The 13099-nt window shown below is 65.2% G+C and carries 16 protein-coding genes, 1 tRNA gene and 1 pseudogene; 8 read left to right on the top strand and 10 right to left on the bottom strand.

What is annotated here, in order from left to right; genetic code table 11:
• Positions 1-410: pseudogene (locus BW994_RS05305) on the top strand (hypothetical protein); the annotation flags it as partial.
• A 204-nt stretch (positions 411-614) separates the two neighbouring features.
• Here the strand turns inward: BW994_RS05305 and BW994_RS05300 are convergent.
• Together BW994_RS05300 and BW994_RS05295 are read right to left on the bottom strand one after the other, a co-directional pair.
• Entirely contained in the window at positions 615-1115 is a 501-nt protein-coding gene (locus BW994_RS05300; RefSeq protein ID WP_029313089.1) for a DUF302 domain-containing protein, read from the bottom strand.
• A 62-nt stretch (positions 1116-1177) separates the two neighbouring features.
• Positions 1178-2206 carry an A/G-specific adenine glycosylase gene (locus BW994_RS05295; RefSeq protein ID WP_029313088.1) on the bottom strand — a complete coding sequence of 343 codons (1029 nt, stop codon included), beginning with the start codon at positions 2204-2206 and terminating at the stop codon, positions 1178-1180.
• 11 nt (positions 2207-2217) lie between these two features.
• Between BW994_RS05295 and BW994_RS05290 the strand changes: the two genes are divergently transcribed.
• Positions 2218-2700 carry a DUF721 domain-containing protein gene (locus BW994_RS05290; RefSeq protein WP_029313087.1) on the top strand — a complete coding sequence of 161 codons (483 nt, stop codon included), beginning with the start codon at positions 2218-2220 and terminating at the stop codon, positions 2698-2700.
• Here BW994_RS05290 and polA read toward each other — a convergent pair whose 3' ends face one another.
• The gene (gene polA / locus BW994_RS05285; protein WP_076454395.1) at positions 2701-5433 is read right to left on the bottom strand and encodes a DNA polymerase I; all 2733 of its coding nucleotides are present in this window, start codon (positions 5431-5433) and stop codon (positions 2701-2703) included. It lies immediately after the preceding gene.
• Complete coding sequence (locus tag BW994_RS05280; protein WP_245594188.1) at positions 5430-5624, bottom strand: zinc-finger domain-containing protein; 195 nt, start codon at positions 5622-5624, stop codon at positions 5430-5432. Before BW994_RS05280 ends, polA begins: the two co-directional genes overlap by 4 nt.
• A 31-nt stretch (positions 5625-5655) precedes the next feature.
• Between BW994_RS05280 and BW994_RS05275 the strand changes: the two genes are divergently transcribed.
• The 4 genes from BW994_RS05275 (at position 5656) to BW994_RS05260 (ending at position 8029) form a co-directional block, all read left to right on the top strand.
• Entirely contained in the window at positions 5656-6651 is a 996-nt protein-coding gene (locus tag BW994_RS05275) for an alpha/beta fold hydrolase (RefSeq protein WP_051657531.1), read from the top strand.
• A gap of 33 nt (positions 6652-6684) precedes the next feature.
• A tRNA-Arg gene (locus BW994_RS05270) sits at positions 6685-6761 on the top strand.
• 266 nt (positions 6762-7027) lie between these two features.
• Positions 7028-7372, top strand: a complete 345-nt coding sequence (locus BW994_RS05265; protein WP_029313083.1) for a hypothetical protein — start codon at positions 7028-7030, stop codon at positions 7370-7372.
• 3 nt (positions 7373-7375) lie between these two features.
• The gene (locus BW994_RS05260) at positions 7376-8029 is read left to right on the top strand and encodes an SOS response-associated peptidase (RefSeq protein ID WP_029313082.1); all 654 of its coding nucleotides are present in this window, start codon (positions 7376-7378) and stop codon (positions 8027-8029) included.
• Between the two features lie 461 nt (positions 8030-8490).
• Here the strand turns inward: BW994_RS05260 and BW994_RS05255 are convergent, their stop codons facing one another.
• Together BW994_RS05255 and BW994_RS19895 are read right to left on the bottom strand one after the other, a co-directional pair.
• Positions 8491-8823: a restriction endonuclease gene (locus BW994_RS05255; RefSeq protein ID WP_076454393.1), complete on the bottom strand. Its 333-nt coding sequence runs from the start codon at positions 8821-8823 to the stop codon at positions 8491-8493.
• 58 nt (positions 8824-8881) lie between these two features.
• Positions 8882-9064 (bottom strand): hypothetical protein, encoded by a 183-nt coding sequence (locus BW994_RS19895; protein ID WP_217696440.1) that lies wholly within the window; start codon positions 9062-9064, stop codon positions 8882-8884.
• Between BW994_RS19895 and BW994_RS05250 the strand changes: the two genes are divergently transcribed.
• Together BW994_RS05250 and BW994_RS05245 are read left to right on the top strand one after the other, a co-directional pair.
• On the top strand, positions 9063-9425 hold the full coding sequence (locus BW994_RS05250) for a hypothetical protein (RefSeq protein WP_217696439.1): 363 nt from the start codon (positions 9063-9065) through the stop codon (positions 9423-9425). The genes BW994_RS19895 and BW994_RS05250 overlap by 2 nt on opposite strands.
• Before the next feature lies 1 nt (position 9426).
• Positions 9427-9912, top strand: a complete 486-nt coding sequence (locus BW994_RS05245) for an ImmA/IrrE family metallo-endopeptidase (RefSeq protein ID WP_029313079.1) — start codon at positions 9427-9429, stop codon at positions 9910-9912.
• Here the strand turns inward: BW994_RS05245 and BW994_RS19090 are convergent.
• The 4 genes from BW994_RS19090 to BW994_RS05225 all read right to left on the bottom strand — a co-directional run bounded on the left by BW994_RS19090 (position 9898) and on the right by BW994_RS05225 (position 13083).
• Entirely contained in the window at positions 9898-10221 is a 324-nt protein-coding gene (locus BW994_RS19090; protein WP_139334000.1) for a hypothetical protein, read from the bottom strand. The two genes, BW994_RS05245 and BW994_RS19090, sit on opposite strands and share 15 nt — an antisense overlap.
• A gap of 521 nt (positions 10222-10742) precedes the next feature.
• Positions 10743-10934, bottom strand: a complete 192-nt coding sequence (locus tag BW994_RS05235) for a hypothetical protein (RefSeq protein WP_029313077.1) — start codon at positions 10932-10934, stop codon at positions 10743-10745.
• Positions 10935-11040: 106 nt separating this feature from the next.
• A complete protein-coding gene (locus tag BW994_RS05230; protein WP_051657530.1) occupies positions 11041-12639 on the bottom strand; it encodes a phage tail tape measure protein in 1599 nt (532 codons plus the stop codon).
• A gap of 96 nt (positions 12640-12735) precedes the next feature.
• Positions 12736-13083 carry a hypothetical protein gene (locus BW994_RS05225; RefSeq protein WP_139333999.1) on the bottom strand — a complete coding sequence of 116 codons (348 nt, stop codon included), beginning with the start codon at positions 13081-13083 and terminating at the stop codon, positions 12736-12738.
• Positions 13084-13099 lie beyond the last annotated feature (16 nt).

Below are 13099 nucleotides of genomic sequence, written 5' to 3'. Positions count from 1 at the left end.
CCTGGCTCATCCGCCTGCTCCCCAACGGCCCAGCCGCCCCCATCGTCGCCGGTGCCAACGCCCGCCTCGAACTCCAGCACTTCATGGAAGACCCCATCGTCCAGGCGTTGCTCGCCACCCACCCCAGCCTCGGCCGCGTCCTCCGCCCGCTCCACACCATGCTCGGCCTGCGCTACCCACCCAGCATCAAACGCCCCAAATCGACCAAGCCCCGGCCCAAGCGCATCCGCAAACCAAAGCGCCAGCCCAGCTTCATGGACCAATACAAAATCAACCCCGACGGCAGCATCGACTTCACGCCCGAACAACTCCACGAAATCCTCGGCCCGCCGCCACCGCCCGTGCCGCCCTGGCACCAGCCGTTCATCCCCTCCTTCAACGTCAAAAAACTTTGGCGGAAGGGGCCATGATTTCGCACGTCTTTTTCGTTACGATAACGCAACAAAAAACACAAAAAGACAAGGGAAGTTCTTCTTTTTTGTGAACAAAAAAGAAGCAAAAAAAACTTTGTTAATTTGGGTTCGTGCCGGTGGAAACGCCCGTGCCCCTGAGTCAGAAAGTTTTTTGCTTCTTTTTTCCAAAAAAGAAGCCTTCCCTTCCCCTTAACCCTAAACTCACAACTCTCCAGCCGCCCCCGCATGCATAATGCTCATCAAAATATCATTCACCGACTCAGCCTTGGCCCGCAGCGCCGACCCGGCGGGGATCTGCGCAATCAGCGGCGTCAGGTTGAGCATCACCAGCCAAAAACCCCCTGCCTCATCCTCGGTCAGCGTAATCCGGCACGGCAGATAGGCCGCGAAATCGATATTGGCGGCAACCATCTCAATCGCGATCAACGGATTGCAGAACAAGAACACCTCGGTCAGCTTCTGCGGCTTGCCCACCATCGCCTCGACCTGCTTGGACAACGGCAAATAACCAACCTGCTTCATATTGCGCAAATTCGCCCGCAGCTTCAGGCAATCGACCGCGACATCCGGGGTAATTCCCTTCTGAAGTTTCATCCGCACCACCGAAGCATCGAGCGCGCTCCCCGAACCCGCCCGCGCAGATGCCGCGGGAAAAGCACAAAAAGCCGCCGCCGAAGCAGCAATCGCCGAACGTCGTTTCATCAAATCTCTCCGGAGTGATGCGCCATGTTGACCCCAAACAACCCAAACGCAAGAACCCGCGCCTAATCCAGACCGCCCAGCCCCATGCTAACGGCCTTGCGCATCAAGCTCGGCAACGGCGCATCGACCGCGGCGGCCACCAACCCCTCCGGCAACGCCGCAACCTCGGCCGCCATCACCCGCAGCCGCAACTCGAAATGCGTGAACACATGAACCACCACCCCCGCATCCCGCCACGCCGCCCGCATCGGCGGCGGCGCATCCGGCATCGCCGCCTCCCACACCGTGCCCGGCAATTCCATCATGCCGCCGAGCAACCCCTTCGGCGGCCGCCGACGCAACCCGATCGCGCCATCCGCATCACGCAACAAAAACACCGTGCCGAACCGCACCGGCCGCGGCGCCCGCGCCGCCTTGCGCGGCAATGTCGCCGCAATCCCCGCCGCATGACCGGCACAATCCCCCCGCCACGGACAGACCAGGCACGATGGCGATCGCGGCGCGCACAGGCTCGCCCCCAGATCGAACAACGCCTGCGCAAAATCACCCGGCGCCGCCCGCGCCGCCGCATGCTCACCCAGCCAGGCCGCAACCCGCGCGATCTCGGCCTTGCCCGCCGGCAACGCCGTCGTCACCGCCCCGATCCGCGCCGCCACCCGCTCGACATTGCCATCGATCGGCACCACCGGCAGATCGAACGCAATCGCCCCGATCGCCGCCGCCGTATAGGCGCCAATCCCCGGCAACGCCCGCAAACCATCGATCGTCGCCGGAAATCCACCCGCCGCCACCACCGCCCGCGCACAGGCGATCAAATTCCGCGCCCGCGCATAATAGCCAAGCCCCGCCCACAGCCCGAGCACATCATCATCCGGCGCCGCAGCCAGATCGGCCACGGTCGGATAGCGCTCGATAAACCGCCCGAAATAGGGTATCACCGTCGCCACCACGGTCTGTTGCAGCATGATCTCGCTGAGCCAGACATGATACGGATCAGGGCGCCCGCCATCGGTGGCACGCCACGGCAGCACCCGGCGATGGGTGCGATACCAACGGAGCAGAGCGGCAGCGGATGGCGGAGCAGGGTTCACGGAAACGCTCAGTGGCGACAAAACCGCCGCCTGTCGAGCCGCCACGCCACTACGCGCCCCGCGGCATCGCGGCCCTGCTCGCCCCCGTCGTCCGCCCCGCCCTGCACCGGCGGGGCATGGCGCTGGCTACTTTGGTGGAAGACTGGTCGACCATCGCCGGGCCCGACATCGCGTCCCGCAGCCTGCCGGTCAAATTCGCTGCCGGCACCCTCACCCTCGCCTGCACCGGGCCGGACGCGCTCGAACTCCAGCACCGCACCCCCGACCTGATCGCACGGATCAACCTCGCCCTCGGCGGCGGCACCATCGTCCGCCTCCGCTTCATCGACATGCCCCGCCCACCGGCCGAACGCACCAAATCACGCCGAACCGCGATCACCACGGAACCCCCGCCGCTCACCGGGCCGGATGCCCTGCCGGACGGCCCGATCGGCGAAGCCCTCGCCCGCCTGCGCCTCGGCCTGCATCGCCAAGGCCGCACAACGGGACGCTGATCAATGCGCGTCGGACCAGTTGCCGCCGATCCCGGCTTCGACCAGCAACGGCACCGATAACACCGCCGCCTCCTGCATGATGCCGCGCACCAGGGCCGCCGCCGGCTCCGCCTGATCGGTCGCCGCCTCGAACAACAATTCGTCATGCACCTGCAACAGCAACCGCAGCGTCAGCCCCGATGCCGCAATCGCCGCCGGCAGCCGCACCATCGCCCGCTTGATGATATCCGCAGCCCCGCCCTGCAACGGCGCATTGATCGCCTGGCGCTCGGCATAGCTCCGCCGCGCCGGATTCTTGTCGGCAATCCCCGGCACATAACAGCGCCGGCCGAACGGCGTCGCCACATAGCCATGGGTCCGCGCGAACTCCCGCGTTTCGTTCATGTAACGGCGAATCTCCGGATAGCGCGCGAAATACGCATCGATATACCGCTTCGCCTCGCCGTTCTCGATGCCCAATTGCCGCGCGAGGCCGAACGCGGAAATACCATAGATGATCCCGAAATTGATCGCCTTGGCCCGCCGGCGCGTCGCCGCATCCATCCCCTCCATCGGCACGCCGAACACTTCGGAGGCGGTCCGCGCATGGATATCCTCACCATTGATGAAGCTCGCCTTCAGCGCCGGAATATCCGCGACATGCGCGAGCAGCCGCAACTCGATCTGCGAATAATCCGCCGAGATCAGCGCATGCCCCGGCGCCGCGATGAAGGCCCGGCGAATCCGCGCCCCCTCGCGCGTACGGATCGGAATATTCTGCAAATTCGGATCGTTCGACGACAACCGCCCCGTCGCCGCGATCGCCTGGGCGAAATTGGTATGCACCCGCCGATCCTCGATATCGATTTCGGTGACCAGCGCATCGGCATAGGTCGATTTCAGCTTCTGCAGCTGCCGCCATTCCAGAATCCGCACCGGCAATTCATGCCCGACCTCGGCCAGTTCATCGAGCACCGCCGCATCGGTGCCCCAGGCACCGGTCTTGGTGCGTTTGCCGCCGGGGAGTTTCATCTCGTCGAACAGGATCTCGCCCAGCTGCTTCGGACTGCCAAGGTTGAACGCATGCCCGACCATCTGTTCGATGTCGCGCTGAATCTCATCCATCCGCCGCGCAAACTCGGCGGACATCGCAACCAGATCGTCCCGATCGACCATGATGCCCGCGCGTTCCATATCCAGCAGCACCGGCACCAGGCGGCGCTCCAGCATCTCGTACAGCGCCAACGCCTTTGCCTCGCGCAGGCGCGGGCGCAGCATCTGCCACAGCCGCAGCGTGACATCGGCGTCCTCGGCGGCATAGGCCGTCGCCCGCTCGATCGGCACGGCGGAAAAACTGATCCGGTTGCGCCCGGTGCCGGTCACCTCGTCATAGGCGATCGGCTTGTGATCCAGATGCAGCGCCGAGAGTTCATCCATGCCATGCCCATGAGCCCCAGCTTCGAGCGCGTAGGAGATCAGCATGGTGTCATCGATCGGCGCGGCATCCGCGAGCCCGGCACCGGCCAGCACATGCAGGTCGAATTTCGCGTTATGAAAAATCTTGAGAATCGCTCGATCGCCGAGCACCGGTGCGAGCGCCTCCACCACCGCCCCGCGCGGCAACTGCTCACCAAGCTCGTGCCCCAACGGAATATAGGCCGCAACGCCCGGCGCCGTCGCGAGCGAAATCCCGACCAGCCGCGTCCGCCGCGCGTTCAAATCCGTCGTCTCGGTATCGATCGCAACCAGCCCGGCCGCACGGATCGCAGCAACCCACCGCGCCAGCGCCGCCGGCGTGTCGATCGTCTCATACGGACCAAACCCCGCCTCGACCCCGCGCGCCGCAACCGGCGCCGCCGGTGCCGCCCGCTCATCATGGCGCCGCGCCAGCCCATCGAGCCCCAGCCGCGCCTTGATGCTCTTGAACCCCTGCGCATCGAGAAAATCATGCAGCGCCGCATCGTCATGCGCGGCGAGCACCAGGTCTTCGATCGGCAGCGGCAGCGGCACATCGGTGCGCAGCGCCACCAGCTGGCGCGAAATCCGCGCATCCTCGGCATGGGCGACCAGCGCATCGCGCCGCTTGCTCGGCTTCATCGCCCCCGAAGCCGCCGCCGCCAGAATCGCCTCGAGCGTGCCGTATTCACCGATCAGCTGCGCCGCGCCCTTCGGCCCGATGCCGGCGACCCCCGGCACGTTATCGACCGAGTCGCCCATCAGCGCCTGGGCATCGATCATCTGCGCCGGCGTCACGCCGAATTTCGCCATCACCTCGTCCGGCCCGATCGGGATGGATTTGATCGGGTCGAGCATCGACACGCCCGCGCCGAGCAGCTGCATCAGATCCTTGTCCGACGAAACGATCACCACCTCCCCACCCGCCGCCTGCATCGCCGCGGCGTAGCTCGCGATCAGATCATCCGCCTCGAACCCGTCCAGCTCGATCGCCGGAACCGAAAACGCCCGGGTCGCATCGCGCACCAGCGCGAATTGCGGGATCAACTCCTCCGGCGGTTCCGGCCGCTGCGCCTTGTAGCGCGGGTCGATCGCGTTGCGGAACGTGGTCCGCCCGGCATCGAAAATCACCGCCAGATGCGTGCCGGTGTGCTCTTTCAGCAGCCGGGTCAGCATGTTGCAGAAGCCGAACACCGCGTTCACCGGCGTGCCGTCTTCGCGGGTCATCGGCGGCAAGGCATGAAACGCGCGGAAAATGAACCCCGAGCCGTCGACCAGAACCAGGCGCGTGCCGCTCAATGCCCGGAGCCCGCCGGCGCACCCGCCGCCAGCACGTAGTGGCGCGAGCAATATGGGCAGCTGACCGACCGATCCTCGATTTTCAAATACACCCGCGGATGCCCCAGCGGCTCACCGCCGCCATCGCAGGCAACCACGCGATCGTGAACCTCGAAACTCTCGGTGGCAGGCGAAATGCGCGCGTCCGGCATGGAACCCCTCTTTGCTTGGCGTGATCGATCCATGATACCGAATCTCGTGGTGAATGCCTATCGAGCCGGATTATGCCTGCTGATCAGCCTCGCTCTGGCGGGGTGCGCCGCACCGTTTCGCGTCCCCACGGCATCGGCGCGGCACCCCATCATCACCGATGGTTACTTCACCCTCGCCAGCGGCCAGGCCCTGCCCTATCGCGACTGGCTGCCGAAACAGCCGCCCCGCGCCGTGGTGCTCGCGCTGCACGGTTTCAACGACAGCCGCGATGCCTGGGCGATGCCCGCGCCGCACCTCGCCGCCGCCGGCATCGCGGTGTTCGCGCCAGACCAGCGCGGCTTCGGTGCCGCCCCCGGCCGCGGCGATTGGCCCGGCTCGGCCCGCCTGGTGCGCGACGCGCGGCAGATGGCCGCCATTTTGCACCAGCGCTACCCCAGCGTGCCGCTCACCTTGATGGGCGAAAGCATGGGTGGCGCGATCGGTCTGGTGCTCGGCGCGCAGGGCGATGCCGACATCGCCTCCTATGTCCTGATCTCCCCCGCGGTATGGGGCGGCACGGCACTCGCCTGGCCATTGCGCGCCAGCCTCGCCGTCGCCGACACCTTCGTCCCCTGGCTACGGCTGACCGGCCGGCAGGCGGCGGTTCGCGCCAGCGACAACATCCCAGCGCTGATCGCGTTCTCGAACGACCCGCTGACGATCCACGCCACCAGAATTGCCACCCTCGCCGGCCTGACCCGCCTGATGGGCGAGGCTCAGGCCGATTGCGCAAAATTCGCCCCCGCCCACGCGCTGATCCTATACGGCGGCCACGATCAGCTGATCCCGAAATCCGCCATGGCCGCATGCTGGCACGCCCTACCGAATGCCCGCACCGCATACTACAAGCCCGACTACCATTTGATGCTGCTCGACCACGAACGCGCAACGCCAACCCGCGACATCATCGGCTTCATCCTGCACCCCGAGCACCCCCTGGGCTCGGACGCCGCGACGAACGCCATGATTTTCACCGCCCAGCATTGAACCCCACGCAAAACCCGGCTAGGAACACCCCGTGGACCCGTAGCTCAGCTGGATAGAGCGTTGCCCTCCGAAGGCAAAGGTCACGCGTTCGAATCGCGTCGGGTCCGCCAAGGTTTTCAAGGGTTTCCCAAGGTTATCCACAAGCCACAAAAAACCCTAGCTACCGCATAGATATTTTTTCAGTGCCAGACGCTCGCTGATATTGCTTGCCGTAACGGTAGTGTGATGGGCGTTCGAAGCGCCGCGGCATTGGCTGGATCGTGCGCCACGCCACCAGCGCGCGGGATTTTTCGCTACCCCTCAGAGTCGCGGGTGCCAAAAGTGCCGAAAGCCCCCGGCCGTCCCCATATACCATCAGCAAAAACAGGGGCGGCCGATGAACAACGCGATCAACGTCATAATTTCGGTCATTCTGGCGATCGCCGGGCTGGTGATGGACTTCGTCGCGTACATCGATGGGTTGCTGGCACGCATGATGAGCGCCATCGGCATTCCGGCGAATGTGCAGACAATCCTGCTGGTGGTCGCGGCGGTGCTGCTGATCGTGGCTGCCGTCAGGCTGTTCGGCGGGGTACTCGCCGCGCTGGTCGTGGTTCTGCTGGTCCTGCTGCTGGTCAACAAGATCGATCCGGGCTTGACGGTCCCCCGAGGCCATCCGCCGGCATGGCTGCATCTGCCAGGGCACCCGACGCCGCCGGCGAAACCGGCGAGCCCAGCCTGATCCATGTGCAACCTCTACAGCATCGCCAAAGGGCAGTCGGCCATCCGTGAATTGACGCGGGCCATGCGCGATACGACAGGCAACCTGCCGCCGTTGCCGGGCGTCTTTCCAGACTATGCGGCGCCGATCGTGCGCAACCACCAGGGCGAGCGTGAATTGACAATGGCGCGATGGGGCATGCCCTCACCGGCCTTCGCGCTCAAAGGCAAAAAAACCGATCCGGGCATTACCAATGTCCGCAACGTCGCCTCGCCGCACTGGCGTCGCTGGCTGGGGATCGAGCATCGCTGCGTCGTGCCCTTCACCAGCTTTTCGGAAAACGAGACCATGCCCGATGGGACCAAACCGCCCATCTGGTTTGCGCTCGATGAGCTCCGCCCGCTCGCGTGCTTCGCCGGGATATGGACCCGGTGGACTTCGGTGCGGAAATTGAAGGAAGGCGAGACCACGAATGACCTGTTCGCCTTCCTGACGACAGAGCCCAGCAAGGTGGTTGGACGGTATCACCCCAAAGCCATGCCGGTCATCCTGACCACGCCCGATGAGATCGACACATGGATGAACGCGCCGGCCCCCGAGGCGTTGGCACTGCAACGCCCGCTCGACGATGACGCGCTGATCGTGGTGAAGCATGGCGGTAAGGCGGATGAACCGTAGAGATGCAGCTGGCCGCGCTCGATCGGCAGCACGGCCGCGCATCTGGTTTCTGATCTGTTGACGTTGCCGGTCCTGCCCCCGCAACATTATTCGCCCGTTTGCACCACCCCGATCCGTTCCGCGCCTTGTTCATAATCCGTTCTCATGGCTCCATGCGGACATGCCCGATCTGTCACGCGAGGCCCGGCTTGCCCTATCCCGTCGCCTTGGTGCGGGTTGGCATCTGGTCGCGCGTGGTGCCGGGTGAGGGCGATCACCGGCATCGAGATAGACCGGCTGGTGGCCACGGTGCCGGGCGGCACGCTCATAGGGGCGGTGGCGCGGCGTTGCGGTGCAGGCGGTACGGTGCGCCGGCGGCAGGCGTCGTGCTGGCGAATGCCTATCAGGGGCGTGTCAGGGCGTGATGAGGTGTCGGCTGCGATGATGGGCGGGTCGATCGCCAGCGGCGCGGCGGCCCCGCTCTACTGCCCCAGCACTCGGTCGAGGTCATGCCGCCCCGGTACGATCAGCGCCGTGCCGGTTGTGCCTGCCAGCGCTTCGGCCGCGCGCGTGAAGCCGCTGGTCGCCATCACGGCCGCTCGATGAGCCCCATAGAACGCGATGGCTGCATGCGCCTCTTGAACGGCCGTAACGCCCGCGGCATTGCTCCATCGCTTGCACTGCACCACCAGGCGCACGCCATCGCGCTCAGCAACGATATCGGCGCCATAGTCGCCAGTGGTGCGGGTCGCCTGCACTGACCAGCCACGGCCGGCGAGCAGCATGCCGCAGTTGCCCGCCCGCCTCCTCGCCACCCCCGGCCCGCTCATCGCCCGCACCCCAGCGGACTACTCTGCAGGTTCGCCGGCGCCGCTAGTCCAGCTCCGGCAGCGCCTGGTCGCCATACATCCGCCCCCGCAATGACCAGTCCCCGGCCCCGCCGAACGCCTCCTGATCCGCATTATGATGGCGTTGATGTGGGATTGCGTCGGTGGGGTGGATGAGCGAGTTGAAGCGGATGAACAAGTTGAACCAAGCTGTTGCGTTCGTCGTCATGGCGGCGCTTCTGGTGGCTGCGATAGAGGCGATTGCCTTCATTCCGTCGTACGGTCCACTTTCTCCGGCCGGCGCGTCTCTGCGTTCCGCCGACTTCGTGACGATCATTCTGACGGCGGTTGCGGTCATGCTGGCTGCCCTGGCGATTATACTGGCTCTTGCCGGCGTGGTGGGATATGCCCAGATTAAGAGCGAGGCCGTCAAAAGCGCGACCGAAAATGCGGTTAAGCGTGTTGACGAAATACTTCCCCGACAGGTTCAAATGGCGGTAGAACAAATGAGAGACCAGTCATCGATCGATGGGGAAGCGATTGCCAACGCCTCTAACGATCACGCGCCTTCGTCAGCAGGGGAAGCCTGATATGTCAGCCGTACAAGAGCGCGAATCCCCAATCGAAATCGTCGGACGGTTTCTGCGTTCGGCGCCGGTTGACCTTCACGGCATTGCCGCCGGGCTGGGCCTGTTCGTGGTGCAGCGGCTTGACATGTCTCCGTCAGTTTTGGGCAGCATCAAGCGAGACGGCCCTCGCTACCGCATCGAAGTCAATGGACGCGATGGCGAGAACCGGAAGCGGTTCACCCTCGCCCACGAAATCGCCCATTATGTGCTGCATCGGGATTTGATCGGTGATGGTGTGACCGATGATGCGATGTATCGCAGCGGCGGCAAGCTGTCGGATGAATATGAGGTGCAAGCGAATAAGTATGCGGCTAGCATATTGATGCCGGCCCAGCTTGTGCGGGAAGCCTTCAATCGCGGCGAAAAGTCCTACGCTGCAATGGCTGCAAGGTTTCAAGTGTCACCCCAAGCCGCCGAGATTAGGATGAAAGAGCTACGGCTTGGGTAGATGATGATAGAACGCCCGATCTACTCCACTACAGGCATATCGAGATCCAGCGCCCGCCCGCACCTGATCGCGCCACCCGATCATCTCGCCGCAAGCAATGCGGGCTTCCAGAGTGCGCTTCACCACCTGGTTGCCGGCAACCGCGTCCAGTGCCTTCCGATGCCGCCGTAGCGCGACCCGGGCGGCGATCCGGTGCGATGGCGGCGCCATCGGTCTCTCAGCGACCACCACCAGCCGGGCGGCCCTCTCGGCATCGATCGCGCGCCGTTCGATCTGCATGCGGTCGATCGCTGGCAGATCAATCTGCATCGGTCGCACTCGGCTGCGCTGCCTGCTCGAGCGGGTCGAGCACGTCGAGCGCACCGCCGGCTGCACCGCGCTGATGCTGCTTCATCTCGGTCAGCACGCGGTCGATCTGCGGCCGGGCTTAGCCCATGCCGAGGTGAAACCGCATATGGCCCAAGTCCAGGCGCGGCGGCCCTTGGCCCACATTGGCGCAACCACCGGATGGGCCGAGTCCCAGGCGCGGCGGGCATAGGCCAGTGATGGCGGGGTGATTGGCCGGGGGTGCGGTGATGATGGCCCCCTGCTTGGCTTCGTCGTGCGCAAGGGTGGCGACTTCGCGGCGATGGGTGGATGGCAAATGTTCCCGGCGCCGTGGAGTTCCGCAGGCGTAGCGACCCCTCCGGCGATCAGCGCGCCCATGGCCGCGATATTGTTCTCCCCTCGCCAAGAAGCGGCACGGCAGGAATATTTCCGCGCGCCTTACCGGCAGGCCATGGGCGCCATCGCCAATCTACGCGGCCCGGGTGAATATCCGGTGAACGCCATCACCCCGCGCGTAGGGTCCGGGTGATCGTCGCCATCAGCGCGCGGCGATCAGCCTCGGTATCGGCCTCGCGAAGTTCACGTAGCGCCACACGCGCCGCAACGCGCCGGCTGGGGGCGATGAGCGGGTTTTCTGCATCGGCGTGCAGCTGGTCGAGCGGGTCGAGCAAGTCAGTTTCGGGGGTTCGTTTCATGCGGCCTCGGACGGAATGGGGTGCAGCGGCCGGGTGAAGTGATGGAGCCCCACCCGGCCGGCATCGTGCGCGCGCTGCGATCCACCACCACGCGCGCCGATCTCGATTAGGGGTAAGCCTGGTTCGGCATGGCCGTGCTGATGCGCAAGCCGCCCATGGATGCCGCACCGCTGGCCGTGGCGCGCGTCGTGGTGCCGGGCGGGGCGTTGGTGTGGTTGATATCGACCTTCACACTGCCCTGTTGCGCGCGGAGGCCGGCTAGGGTGTTCATGACCTCGGGCGAAAGGTTCCGGGCGTTGGCGGCCTTGTCCATGCCCTCGATGCTCATGACGTATTGCTTGGTCTGATCCGGCAGGCGGCTCATACTGCCCGTCTCGGCAAACCATCTGACGCCGGGGTTGGCCGGGCCGGCATTGTAGGCGGCGGTGGCGACGGCGTAGTTGCCGTGATACCGGCCGAGCAACTGCTGAAAATACCCTTCGCCGCCGATGACGTTCTGCTTTTGGTTGTAGGGGTTCACGCCTTCCATGGCGGCGGTGCCGGGCATGAGTTGCATCGTGCCGATCGCGCCGGCGGATGAGACTTTGCCGGTGCCCCCTTCCTGACGGGCGAGTGCGGTCATCCAGTCCGGGTCGAGACCGCGGAGTTTGGCTTGTGCGCGGACCTGTGCGCCGATGCCGGGGGGAAGCGGGGCAGCGCGCGCGCCGGCGGCAGCGCCTCCCATGTTTTTCATCGCCAGTGCCGGGTTGCGGACATCGGGCAATGTCGCGGTCGGGTGCGGCGGAACGGGAGAGCCGCCATTCAGGAAGTTGACGAACCAGGTCAGGCCCCGCACGGCATCGTCCAGGGCGGGCTCGAAGCGCTTTGCCATGGTGTTGCTCAGTTCGATGGCGGCGTTGTCGAGTTTCCAGAAATCCTTGTAAAGATGCGTCGACCCCGCATAGGCATTCGTGGTGAGGCCCTGCGCTTTCAGCTTCGCGGCTGCCAGTTCGATGCCTTTGCCACCCATGCGCAGCAGCGGCAGGATGTCGGGAGACAGGCCAAGCGCCTGCACGGTGGCCTGTTGGCCCTGCGGCGTCATGCCCCTGATCTTGTCTGCGATCTGCGGCAGCAGTTTCGTCGCCGATTCCAGATGGCCGCTATGGATGCCGGCATGAATGCCGAGGGCGGCGAATGCCTGCACGGCGCGCGGGTCGTTGCCGATGCGGGCGTTGAACAGGTCTTGGTTCAGCGTTTGGAGGCTGCTACCCACCGCTTCGCCGGACACGCCGCGGAGCGCGCCGACGCGCTGATAGCGGATGAGCGCGCCGCGCGATATGCCGATATTCGCCGACATATTGCCCAGCCGCATCCCCTGATCGGCCCAGCGTTTGGTCAGGATCGCCGCGGCGGCCAGGCCACCAAGTACGGTGCCGCCCGCCAGCACTTCACCGAGGCCGCCCATCTCGGCACTGAGCCGGCCGATGTTGCGGAACGCGCCGAATGCGTCCCGGCTGATGCGCTTGAGGTGTTCGGATGCCAGCGGCAGCGTGCGACCCTTGGCGAAGCGCTCGAGGCGCGTGGTAGTTTCGTTGACGTGCCCCATCGCGCCGGCAGCTTGCATCGTCGGCGGCCGTAGGCGCTTGATCCGGTTTTCGAGGTCCTCAATGACCTTGGCGGCGCGGTCTTGGGCAGTGATTTTGACGCGGAGGGTGTTGTCAGTCATCGGCGGTTCCTTCGATGGGATGCGGCGTCATCACGACGCGGTAGCAATGAAATGTCGCATAATTCCGTGGTGGCGACAATGAAAATGCAAGCGTGGTCAGTTGATCGCCTGCCCTTGCTCCGGGGCAAGGTAAAGCTCGATATTCGCCAGCGTTTCGGCAGTGACCATCGCGGCATCGCCATACATCGCCAAAACTGAGGCGGTTGCGGCTTCCCAGATCGTCGCCAGGTCATCCGCCAAAGCCCCGTCAGAGCCGCCCGGATGATGGCAGGGCACGCCCCGCCGGATCAGTTCGCGCGCCGTCTCCCTCGCGGTTCGCTCATGCCCCATCGCCGTGATCTCGACGGCAAGCAACGCGCGCGCGAACGCTTCGGATAAGGCCCCGTCCGGTTCCGCCGCGCGCGCGGTTGCGTGATCGGTCGCATTCCGAATGAGCTTGCGCACGTCCGCCTTCGTTTCC

Origin of the sequence: Acidiphilium rubrum (assembly GCF_900156265.1) — a bacterium.
Classification (GTDB): domain Bacteria; phylum Pseudomonadota; class Alphaproteobacteria; order Acetobacterales; family Acetobacteraceae; genus Acidiphilium; species Acidiphilium rubrum.
Note: the sequence above shows the minus strand (reverse complement) of the source record. Positions and strands in the feature narration are given on the sequence as shown.

Coding starts and splice junctions, on each gene's coding strand:
- BW994_RS05300 (WP_029313089.1), bottom strand. CDS start 1,115: ATGAAACGACGTTCGGCGATTGCTGCTTCGGCGGCGGCTTTTTGTGCT.
- BW994_RS05280 (WP_245594188.1), bottom strand. CDS start 5,624: ATGCCGGACGCGCGCATTTCGCCTGCCACCGAGAGTTTCGAGGTTCAC.
- BW994_RS05275 (WP_051657531.1), top strand. CDS start 5,656: ATGATACCGAATCTCGTGGTGAATGCCTATCGAGCCGGATTATGCCTG.
- BW994_RS05265 (WP_029313083.1), top strand. CDS start 7,028: ATGAACAACGCGATCAACGTCATAATTTCGGTCATTCTGGCGATCGCC.
- BW994_RS05260 (WP_029313082.1), top strand. CDS start 7,376: ATGTGCAACCTCTACAGCATCGCCAAAGGGCAGTCGGCCATCCGTGAA.
- BW994_RS05250 (WP_217696439.1), top strand. CDS start 9,063: ATGGCGGCGCTTCTGGTGGCTGCGATAGAGGCGATTGCCTTCATTCCG.
- BW994_RS19895 (WP_217696440.1), bottom strand. CDS start 9,064: ATGACGACGAACGCAACAGCTTGGTTCAACTTGTTCATCCGCTTCAAC.
- BW994_RS05245 (WP_029313079.1), top strand. CDS start 9,427: ATGTCAGCCGTACAAGAGCGCGAATCCCCAATCGAAATCGTCGGACGG.
- BW994_RS19090 (WP_139334000.1), bottom strand. CDS start 10,221: ATGCAGATTGATCTGCCAGCGATCGACCGCATGCAGATCGAACGGCGC.
- BW994_RS05235 (WP_029313077.1), bottom strand. CDS start 10,934: ATGAAACGAACCCCCGAAACTGACTTGCTCGACCCGCTCGACCAGCTG.
- BW994_RS05230 (WP_051657530.1), bottom strand. CDS start 12,639: ATGACTGACAACACCCTCCGCGTCAAAATCACTGCCCAAGACCGCGCC.